General features: G+C 61.9%; 10 protein-coding genes. 7 read left to right on the top strand and 3 right to left on the bottom strand.

Annotation, left to right across the window (positions count from 1 at the left end):
- Positions 1-60: 60 nt before the first annotated feature.
- From rfbD to OKA04_RS16570, 5 genes are read left to right on the top strand one after another with little or no spacing between them, the layout of a single operon-like run.
- Positions 61-966 (top strand): dTDP-4-dehydrorhamnose reductase, encoded by a 906-nt coding sequence (gene rfbD, locus OKA04_RS16590; protein ID WP_264502312.1) that lies wholly within the window; start codon positions 61-63, stop codon positions 964-966.
- Between the two features lie 44 nt (positions 967-1010).
- Positions 1011-2120 carry a dTDP-glucose 4,6-dehydratase gene (gene rfbB, locus OKA04_RS16585; RefSeq protein WP_264502311.1) on the top strand — a complete coding sequence of 370 codons (1110 nt, stop codon included), beginning with the start codon at positions 1011-1013 and terminating at the stop codon, positions 2118-2120.
- 41 nt (positions 2121-2161) lie between these two features.
- On the top strand, positions 2162-3076 hold the full coding sequence (rfbA, locus tag OKA04_RS16580; protein ID WP_264502310.1) for a glucose-1-phosphate thymidylyltransferase RfbA: 915 nt from the start codon (positions 2162-2164) through the stop codon (positions 3074-3076).
- An 11-nt stretch (positions 3077-3087) separates the two neighbouring features.
- Positions 3088-3843 carry a cupin domain-containing protein gene (locus OKA04_RS16575; RefSeq protein WP_264502309.1) on the top strand — a complete coding sequence of 252 codons (756 nt, stop codon included), beginning with the start codon at positions 3088-3090 and terminating at the stop codon, positions 3841-3843.
- A gap of 57 nt (positions 3844-3900) precedes the next feature.
- Positions 3901-4560 carry a polysaccharide biosynthesis/export family protein gene (locus OKA04_RS16570; RefSeq protein WP_264502308.1) on the top strand — a complete coding sequence of 220 codons (660 nt, stop codon included), beginning with the start codon at positions 3901-3903 and terminating at the stop codon, positions 4558-4560.
- 477 nt (positions 4561-5037) lie between these two features.
- Here the strand turns inward: OKA04_RS16570 and OKA04_RS16565 are convergent, their stop codons facing one another.
- On the bottom strand, positions 5038-5865 hold the full coding sequence (locus OKA04_RS16565) for a WYL domain-containing transcriptional regulator (RefSeq protein ID WP_264502307.1): 828 nt from the start codon (positions 5863-5865) through the stop codon (positions 5038-5040).
- 513 nt (positions 5866-6378) lie between these two features.
- On the opposite strand from OKA04_RS16565, the gene OKA04_RS24665 reads away from it, so the two are divergent.
- Positions 6379-6597: a hypothetical protein gene (locus tag OKA04_RS24665; protein WP_343226894.1), complete on the top strand. Its 219-nt coding sequence runs from the start codon at positions 6379-6381 to the stop codon at positions 6595-6597.
- Positions 6598-6622: 25 nt separating this feature from the next.
- The gene (locus OKA04_RS24660; protein ID WP_343226893.1) at positions 6623-6802 is read left to right on the top strand and encodes a hypothetical protein; all 180 of its coding nucleotides are present in this window, start codon (positions 6623-6625) and stop codon (positions 6800-6802) included.
- A gap of 210 nt (positions 6803-7012) precedes the next feature.
- Here OKA04_RS24660 and OKA04_RS16555 read toward each other — a convergent pair whose 3' ends face one another.
- Positions 7013-8545 (bottom strand): YifB family Mg chelatase-like AAA ATPase, encoded by a 1533-nt coding sequence (locus tag OKA04_RS16555; RefSeq protein WP_264502305.1) that lies wholly within the window; start codon positions 8543-8545, stop codon positions 7013-7015.
- Between the two features lie 197 nt (positions 8546-8742).
- Positions 8743-10302 (bottom strand): family 43 glycosylhydrolase, encoded by a 1560-nt coding sequence (locus OKA04_RS16550; protein WP_264502304.1) that lies wholly within the window; start codon positions 10300-10302, stop codon positions 8743-8745.
- Positions 10303-10439 lie beyond the last annotated feature (137 nt).

The following is a 10439-nucleotide window of genomic DNA, read 5'->3' as shown; positions in this document are numbered from 1 at the left end:
CCATCCCACCGTGGTGACCGGGCCCCCAACCGGTCACCACGGAGCCCCCTCCCCGACCGCATGAATCCCCCCCCCCGGATTGTCATCGTCGGTGCCGCAGGCCGCCTCGGCCAGGCACTGGTCCAGCGCCTGTCGCCCCACGCGACAGTGATCGGCCTCGCGCGTCCTGCCATCGACCTTTCGGACCCGCTGTCGATCGTCGCGGCGCTGGAACCATTGGACTTCGACCATCTGATCCTGCCTGCGGCGATGACAGCCGTGGACCCGTGCGAAGCGGATCAGGACAAGGCCTACGCGATCAATGCGACCGCCCCCGGCATCATCGCGAAGATTTGCGTCACGAAGCGGGCGCGGATGACCCATGTGAGTACGGACTTCGTCTTCGATGGCGGGAAGATCGGACCCTACACGGAAGCGGACGCCACCCTGCCCGTGAGCGTTTACGGCGAGTCAAAGCTGATGGGCGAGCACCTTGTCATGGCCGCGAGCCCGCTCCATCTGGTCGTCCGAGTGTCGTGGCTCTACGGCCCCGGAAAGCCAGCCTTCCCCGAGTGGATCGTGGACAAGGCTTTCTCGGAGAGCACGCTCTCCCTCCCCGCGGACAAGATCGGCAGCCCCACCTCCGCCACCGATGCCGCGGATCTGCTGGTGCCGTTGTTAGAGAGCTCCGCATCCGGAATCTACCACCTCTGCAATGCAGGCTCCTGCACCTGGCAGCAGTGGGGGCAGGCGTGCCTGGACATCGCCCGCGAGGCCGGCCTGCCGCTCAAGTGCACCACCATCTCCGGCAATTCGCTGGCTGACATCCCCGCCTTCCTCGCCAAGCGTCCGCCGAACAGCGCGATGAGCACGGAGAAATACACGACCCTCACCGGCATCACTCCCCGGCCATGGCTGGAGGCCCTCCGCGAGCACTTCGCGACCTCCTCCTACATGGAAAAATACCTGGCCGCTGCCTGCGATTGACGCCTGCCTTATCCTCTTACCAAAGCCACACCCTTTCCCACCCCATGAACATCCTCGTCACCGGCGGCGCCGGCTTCATCGGATCGAATCTCGTCCACTACCTGCTGCGGGACGCGGCGGAGGAGTTGCGCGTGTCGATCGACAAGGTCGTCACGCTGGACAAGCTCACCTACGCGGGCAATCGCTCCAGCCTGGAAGACCTGGAGTCCGATCCGCGGCACGTCTTCGCACAGGGCGACATCTGCGATGACAAGTTCGTCGGCAGCCTGCTCCGCGAGCACGACATCGACGCGGTAATGCATCTCGCCGCCGAGTCCCATGTGGACCGCTCGATCGATGGACCCGAGGCCTTCATCATGACCAATGTGGTCGGCACTTTCCGCCTGCTGGATGCCTTCCGCAAATACCTCACCGAGACCGGCCGCACGAAGCTGCCGAACTACGGCAAGTCGATCGCCGATGGCGGTGAGTCGGCCTTTCTCCACGTCTCGACCGACGAAGTCTTCGGCTCGCTGGGACCGGAGGACCCGATGTTCTGCGAGACCACGCCGTATTCGCCGAACAGCCCCTACAGCGCCTCGAAGGCGGGCAGCGATCACCTCGCCCGCGCGTATCACCACACCTACGGGATGCCGGTGATCACCACGAATTGCTCGAACAACTACGGCCCCTTCCAGTTCCCGGAGAAGCTGCTGCCGCTGATGATCCAGAAGACCCTGCGCGGCGAAGCGCTGCCCGTGTATGGCGACGGCTCGAATATCCGCGACTGGCTCTACGTCGAGGACCACTGCCGTGGCCTGGCCATGGCACTCGTCCGCGGAGCCATCGGCGAGACCTACGTCATCGGCGGGAAGAATGAGATCCGGAATATCGACGTGGTCCGCCAGCTCATCGCCACCGTGCACGAACTCGCCCCGGAAAGTGCGACCAAGTCCGCCGACGAACTCATCACCTACGTGAAGGACCGCCCGGGCCACGACCAGCGCTACGCCATCGATCCAGCGCGGATCGAGAACGAACTCGGGTGGTCGCCACGCGAGAACTTCGAGTCCGGCCTGCGCAAGACCGTCCAGTGGTATCTGGACCACCAGGATTGGATCCGCGGTATCGAGGACGGAAGCTACCGCGGCGAACGCCTCGGAACGCTGGCCTGATCGCGCCGCCACCCATTTTTCACGACTCCCCCCCGCCTCCCATGCTGTCCCCTGAAGAAAAGAATCGAGCCGTTCAATCCCCCGAAGACCTGTCGCTGCGGAAAGGCATCATCCTCGCCGGTGGCACCGGCAGCCGCCTCTTTCCCATGACCCACTCGGTGAGCAAGCAGCTCATCCCGGTCTATGACAAGCCGATGATCTACTACCCGCTCACCGTGCTGATGCTGGCGGGTGTGAAGGAGATCCTGCTGATCTCCACGCCACGAGACCTGCCCGCCTTCGAGCATCTGCTCGGCGACGGTTCGCAGTGGGGACTGGAGATTTCCTATGCCGAGCAACCGAAGCCGGAGGGTCTCGCGCAGGCATTTCTCATCGGGGAGGAATTCCTCGCCGGAGAGCCCGCCTGCCTCGTGCTGGGAGACAATCTTTTCTACGGCCACGATCTCGCGAAGTCCCTGATGGCCGCGTCCCGCCGGAAGGATGGCGCGACCATCTTCGGCTACCACACCCAACAGCCCGAGCAGTACGGCGTGGTGGAATTCGACCCCGAGGGCAATGTTGTTTCCCTCGAGGAAAAGCCCGCCCGGCCGAAGTCGAATTACGCGGTGCCTGGCATCTATTTCTACGACTCACGGGTCGTCGAGATCGCCAAGGCACTGAAGCCGTCCGCGCGTGGCGAACTGGAGATCACCGACCTGAACCGCATGTATCTGGAAGAGGGCGCGCTTCGGGTAGAGTTGCTCGGACGCGGCACCACGTGGCTGGACACCGGCACGCCGGACTCGCTTGCCGACGCCACGCAATTCGTGCAAGTGATCCAGCAGCGGCAGGGCCTGAAGATCGCATGCCCGGAAGAAGTTGCCTTTCTACAGGGCCGCATCGACCGGGAGAAACTGAACGAGTCCGTGCAGAAGTATTCCAAGACTCCCTACGGCGAATATCTCGCCCAGCTCTGAATCCACACGCCATGTCCACGATGCACACCGATCCCTGGGCCGGGCTGAATCCCGATGCGCGCGCGCGCTTGGAAACGCGGGACTACTCGCTCGCCGATCTCGGCCAGCGCCTCGCCACCACCGGGCTGAATGCCTCCGAGGCCATCGCGGGCCGCGACTCGCTGGCCGACGCGTGGATTCCCGGCGTGGAGCTATTCCAACGCCGCGTCTATCAGCAAAAGGGCCGCGGCTACTTCGGCGAGCTCACGCGGCTGAATGAAGGTCCGCTCGACCGCATCGGCCTCGTGCCGCGACAGTGGGCATCCGCCATGATGCATCGCGACAGCGCGAAAGGCTTCCACATCCATCCGCCGCACATTCCCGAGGGCACCGTGCCCTCGGAGTGGTTCCGAAAGCTCTACATCGAGGAACCGGAGAACTACGCGCTGCGCCCCTACGACCGCGAGCAGTGGGACGTGATGTTCTTCCTCACCGGCATCTGCGAGATGCTGCTGGTGGACGAGCGCCAGGGCATGCCGCGCCGCGTAATGCGCTTCACCATCCCCGGCGACAGCCGACCCGGCCCGGACAATGCCGCGGTCATCATCCCTTCCGGCGTCGCACACGCGCTGCGGAATATCGGAAACGAGGACCTCATCCTGGTCTATGGCACCAGCACCGTCTTCCATCCCGCTTGGGAAGGCCGCATCGCCAGCGACGTGGAGAAGGCCCCGCTGCCTCCCGATTGGGACCGCTACATCGCCGGTGGGAATTCCTCACCCACCTGAAACCCGCACCTCCCCCGCCTCCCTCTCCCCCCCCTGCATTCCAAAACTCCCACTCCCATGAAAAGCACCCCCCGGACCCCACGGCCCGCCACCGCGTGGCAGCGCCTCTCCCTCGGCATGACCAAGCTCCTGACCGCCACCATGGCCGTCGTGCTCGCCGTCACCTTCACCGGCTGTGAAGGCCAGCAGCCCTACGCCCCCATCCCCGCGGAAGCCTATGCCCCCCGCCCGACCGGCAATCTGGCCGCAGGCGACGTGCTGAACATCAGCTTCCCCGGCGCGCCGGAGATGAATACCACCCAGAAGATCCAGGCGAATGGCAAGGTCAGCCTGCCCACCGTCGGCTCCGTGACCGCCCAGGGCAAGAGCGTCTCCGGCCTGCAATCGCAGCTCACCGGCATGTACCAGAGCCACCTGCAAAACCCGGCCGTGCTCGTGGCCGTGGAGACCGCGGCTTCCGGCGTCTACGTCACCGGCGAGGTTATGAAGCCCGGCAAGGTCTCGCTCGACCGCCCGATGACCGTGCTGGAAGCCATCGGCGAATGCGGCGGCTTCACGAAATTCGCCAATCCCAAGCAGGTCGTCGTCGTGCGGAACCAAGGCGGCAAGCACCAGAGCTACACGCTGAACCTGAGCAATACCTTCAGCGGCGCGGATCACTCCGCCTTCTACCTCCGCCCCTACGACACCGTGCTGGTAAAGCAGAGCCGCTGGTGATAGGGCTGAATCCTCAAACAAACCCACCCGAAAAGGGACGGCGAGATCCTCGCCGTCCCTTTTCTCATTTCCGGAGCCAGCGGTCTCTTTAAGAGCCCTCGCGACGTTCAGGATCAGGTCATGGGTGCGGGCGGAGAAATTCATCTGCTGCGCCTATTCGACAAAATGGCTCCGCTGGATCTCGCGCGCCTGCGTGAGCCGCTTGCGGATCATTCGGATTTCTCGCTCGTGGCCGTCGAGGAGAGCTCGCGACAGCCCACGAGCGGTACTTCCACATGAAGATTGATGCGGTCGAGCAAGAGGCCGGAGATCCGCTGGCGGTAGTTCTAAATCTGCCGCGGCGAGCACCGGAATTCCCTCTTACGATCTCCATCGTAGCCACAGGGATGCGGATTCCGCTTGGGAAGGCCCCTAGCATGAATAACCTCAACCTACTGATTACAAAGGATCTGATGGGATGATCTTGATGATCTAAGGCTAGGTTGACTCCAAGACAAAGTGCTTTGGCAAATCGCGATGACTCCTGTGGTCGATGAACAAGGACGCCAGAAGGTAACCTTTCATGGAGCGTCGAACCCGAACCACCAAGGTTTCCCCAGCTAGGTCATAATCCATGCGGATCGCTTCGCGCCCTGCGTCATTTATCGCTGGATTGATCCGAAGCGTCACCGACTCGAAAGTGTCCCAGTCTTGATCCTCCGGCAAATCTTCGATGCTTTTTACAGGCCAGGTGGCTTTGGACATCCGACCTAGAACAAAATCGCGCCAATCCTTTCTTGTTCCGCACCAAGCCCTCACATGCCATCGGGTGCCATCCCAAGCGAGCCCTGTTGGAGACAATTCCCGCACTCGATTGCTGCCCGAACTCAGCGAATGGTATCGCACCTGGAGACAACGCCGTTCCAGCAGAGCGATGAAAACGCGACGAGCAATTCCTATGTCCATTCGCCTCAATGGAAGCTGGATAGTCGATAGTCGCGAATCTGACACCTCTCTCTGGGGCATGCTGCCGCTGAACTGCCCATTCCCGAGGAACATCCTCACAGCTTCTTCGAATGAAGGCTCATGGAGGATACAAGTCATTCCTTCAGTCGATTCATAACGCTTCCGGCTTGTCTGGTAGATCATCGCTCCGGGGTTCAGCCCGGCATAACGTTGCAAATCCCCCGACGCTTGAGCCGGTGAAATTCCGAAGAATTCCATCAAATCTTGCCTGCCCACCCACCCACGCCACCAGAGCAGAAACTCCACGCGACGCAGCCGCTCTCGCGCGGCCCAATTCTCCTCGTTGGTTAAAAGCGACATCGAAATTTCGTTTGGAACTCCTGAATATCTACCATTCAGCGGCTCCTTTACCACCACTTTCCATAGTGCATCTACTTTTTCGCTTGATCATTTTTTCCATATTGGCATTTCGGAGTCATCGAATGCGGGAAGCCGCTGGTGGTTTTCAGCATTCTCGGAGTTTCTAACGCTAACCGAGACTACAGTAAATGAAGCCAGTAAAAGTAACCGATGAGTCAGATTCCGGACGTAACGAGCGCTTCCATGATCCAAACCGCGGAGTGGAAATGACCCGTCCTCAATTCGTCCGGGAAATCGAACGGGGGAACTACCCTGACTACCACGTTCGGGAGGTTAATGGAATCAAGACCCCCTGTTCGAACCCGAACGCGAGCGAGGGCGACAATCTTGGCTGAGGTGGCCCGGGATACAATGCTGAGCCAAGCCTCCATTGGCTCAGACATTTGTCGCCGCTCGACAGGCCCACTTCCCGGATGTTCCGAAAACTCTCAACTACATTTCAAAATCAATATTATGCCTCATTACATCATCAATAATAACAAGCAGCCCAATGGCGATCATGAAGTTCATGATAAGACCAATGGTTGCACTTACATGCCCAAAGCGGAAAACCAGATCGAACTGGGATACCATGCCTCCTGTTATGGGGCGGTAGCAGAGGCGAAAAAGCGCTGGCCCAATGAAAGGATCAATGGGTGCTACTATTGCTGCAACGCCTGCCACACCTCCTGAACCGTCCAACGAACCAAAATCGACTATGGCCACTAATCCACCAACCGGTGACGGAGCGCGCAAAGGCGCGGTGCGGAACCGTTCTCAGACCTTCAATCCTCAAACCGAGCGCTGGACGAAGCGCGATACCGACTCCGGTCGGTTCATCGATCAGAAGTCCGACAGCAACCCATTCAAGGGAGTACGAAAGGAGAAACGGAAGTGAACGAAAAACCTCTACCTACACCGCCGCCTACCCCTTAGCCCCCGACGGACGATCCGGGAACCCGCAGCTACCCTAGGTGCCCCGTGAAAGGTAGGGAGCTTTCGAGCCGATATTAGCATCATCCCCGTGACATCACCGAGCCCGGGAGAAAACTGAGCTTTGCGGGAGCTGCCATTTGTTGGTTCTTCCGTGATCCAAGCTTCACCTCAGTCACCGGAAAAGATTCCGGTCGAGCGAGCGATATTGGATCGCTTCCAGCGTGTCATTCGGCCGGATGTTCACCGAGCCTGCGAGGTCTGCCAATGTCCGGGCGACCTTCAAGATCCGGTCGTGGGCGCGGGCGGAGAAATTCATCTGCTCCATCGCGTGCTCCATGTAGCCGGCGCTTTCGGAATCGAGGCGGCAGTGTTCCTTCACCTGCCGCGCGCCCATGGCGGAATTCGTCTGCTGCGCCTTGCCAGCGAAACGGCCCCGCTGGATCTCGCGCGCCTGCATGACCCGCTCGCGGATCGTCTCGGACTTCTCGCTGGTGGCCGTGGAAGAAAGCTCGCGGTAGTCCACCAGCGGCACCTCCACATGGAGGTCGATGCGGTCGAGCAAGGGACCGGAGATCCGCTGGCGGTAGTTCTCGATCTGCCGCGGCGAGCAGCGGCACTCCCTCTTACTATCTCCATAGTAGCCACAGGGACAGGGATTCAGCGCCGCCACCAGCATGAACCTCGCCGGGAAGGTGAGTGATCCGACGGCGCGGGAGATCGTGACGTGGCCATCTTCCAGCGGCTGCCGCATCACCTCCAGCGTCTGTCTGCGGAACTCGGGCAGCTCATCGAGAAAGAGGATGCCGTGGTGCGCCAGCGAAACCTCGCCGGGTCCGGGATTAGTCCCGCCGCCGAGCAAGCCCGCATCGGAGATCGTATGATGCGGCGCACGAAAAGGCCGCGTGGTGAGGAAGGCGCGCTTGAGATCGAGGTTGCCGGAGATCGAGTGGATCTTCGTCGCCTCGATTGCTTCGTCCTCGGTCATGTCCGGCATGATGGTCGCGAGGCGTTTCGCGAGCATGGACTTCCCCGTTCCTGGCGGACCTACCATCAGGAGATTATGTCCGCCGGCGACCGCCACCTCGAGCGCGCGCTTCACGTGGTGCTGGCCCTTCACCTCGTCGAAGTCGATCTCGTAACTGCGGTGGGACTCAAAGTAAGCCTTCCGGTCGAGACGGAAGGGCGTGATCGTTTCTTCCCCGTTGAGGAACTTCCATGCCTGATGGAGAGACTTCACGCCGAAAACCTCCACGCCTTCGACAATCGCCGCTTCGGTCACGTTTGCCTCCGGCACGATCAGCTTGAGCCGTCCGCGGTTCTTCGCCTCCAGCGCGATGGCGAGCACGCCCTTGACCGGCCGCACCGTGCCGTCCAGCCCCAACTCACCGACGACCATGTAGTCATTCGCCTCCAGCCGCACGCCCTCGCAGGCGGCGGCCATTGCCAGGGCAATCGGCAGGTCAAAGGAGGGCCCCTCCTTCTTCAGATCCGCGGGCGCGAGATTCACGGTCTTTGTCCCAAGCCCCAGCGAAAGCGCCGAAGCGGCCATCGCCGAAAGGACGCGCTGTGATGACTCCCGCACCGCCGCATCCGGCAGCCCCACGATCAACGTGAGCGGCTTTTCCGACTCTCGCGCATTCACCTCCACCTCCACTTCCAAGGCGTCAACTCCCCGGAGGGCGGCGGAAAACAATCGGGTAATCATGCGAACACCACGAAAGTGCCCAGCCTATCGCAGGGTGACAAGGCGAAACCTCGTCTGGAACGATGGACGACGGATCATCTCCGGACTCTCCCCGGGATATGTGCCCCATCTCCGGGGAATGCCTGTGAAACATAAAAGCCCCACCGCAGCGTCCCGGGCTGCAATGGGGCTTTTGTTAGACGGGTATCCCGACGGGATCAGGGCTTCTCGTAGCTGAGCTCGACGGAGTCGAACTTGCCGGTGTCGCCGGGCTTGCCGGTGACGACGAGGCCGATGCGCGGGGCGCGGTCCCACGGCGGGATGAAGGCGGCGTCGATTTCCTGGTCACCCACGGCCTTCCAGTCGCTGCCATAGGTACTGGCGTGGAAGCGGACGCGGTGGCCTGCCTGCACAGTCATGCGGAGGTGGACCTTGTCCCCCTCCGGAAGGGCCGCGGTGGCGAGTTCCTTGGCTTCACCCTTTTCGACCTTGGTGACGGCGAGACCGCCTTCCCCGATGCGGAGGGCGAGCGCGCTGCTGGCTTCGCCGTAGATGGCGATGCCCTCTCCTGCCGGACCGCTCGGGTCGATGACGGCGGTGAAGGTATAGTCTCCGTGCTGGGTGCGGAGACCGTAGAAGGTGCCCGCGGGGCTGGCATTCGTGGCGCTCGATACGCCAAGATTCAGCACGCCGTCCGCGATGCTCACCACGGGCGGACGCAGCAGGTCCCACTGCCAGGTAACGCCGGGCTTGGCATCGTCAAAGCCGTCCTTGAAGCCCTTCGCGGCGGGAGCCTGCTCCTTGCCGAGCGGTGACGGCGCGGAGGCTACGGGATGCTGGCCACCGGCGAGGACCGGCCAGCCATTCTCCTGCCAGACCACCTCGCCGAGGAAGCCTTGGCGACCGGTGTAGACGTTCTCCTTCTCGTTGTAGGTGTGGTAGAGGAAGTAGTCCCGCTTGTCCGGCAGCGTGACCAGCGTGCCGTGGCCGGGGCAGATCCAGCCGTCACCGCCGGAGAGGATGGGATTCACGGGAGAATTCTCCCATGGACCCCGGATGCTCTTCGCGCGGGCCACTTCCGCCTGATAGTCGCAGCCGCGGCCGCAGCAGCCCTTCGAGGAGTAGAAGAGGTAATACCAGTCCCCGCGGCGGGCCATCACCTGTCCCTCGGCGGAGATGGGCTTGCCGTCGGCCTGCGAGAGCTCGAATGCCTCGCCCTTCAGCTTCAGCAGGTCATCCGTCATCTCGCTGGCGAGCATCGAGACCGGGCGGTCGCGGTCGAGACCGTAGGCCTTCCACGAGAAGTAGAACTTCCCGTCGTTGTCCTTGAAAACGAAGCCGTCGATGGCCTCCTTGCCCCACTCGCAGATGATGCCGCGGTCGGTGAAGCCCTTGCGCGGATCGTCCGTGGTGGCCACGCCGATCACGGAGATATTGTCCGACTTCCTACGGGCCGTGTAGTAGGCGTAGAAGGTGCCGTCGTGATAATACAATTCCGGCGCCCAGAAGCTGCCGACGGTCCACTCCGGCATCTTGTCGAAGATATGGCCGACGTGCTCCCAATTCACCAGGTCCTTCGACGTGTAGATGGGGTAATGGGGAGCCCACTCCGAGGAGGTACCAGCGGCATAGTAGGTGTCGCCGACGAGGATGATGGTGGGATCGGCGAAGTCTCCCGCGATGACCGGGTTCTTGTAGCTGTTAGACGCAGCCGCCTCCTGGGCCGAGGCCTGCGGCATGCCGCCGCTGAGGGCGAGGCCGCCAAGTGCCAGAGCCATGAGCGACGCTCGATTGATCCGAAAGGCCAGATTACAAACGCGTTTGATTGGGTGCGGATTCACGGTTGAGATAACGCCCCTGCAAACGCCGGAATGGCAAGAAGCCTTTCTTCCCAAGACCTGCCAGACCTCCTGCT

This window comes from Luteolibacter flavescens (assembly GCF_025950085.1).
In the GTDB taxonomy this organism is placed as follows: Bacteria; Verrucomicrobiota; Verrucomicrobiia; order Verrucomicrobiales; family Akkermansiaceae; genus Haloferula; species Haloferula flavescens.
This window is presented reverse-complemented; position numbering and strand designations above follow the sequence as displayed.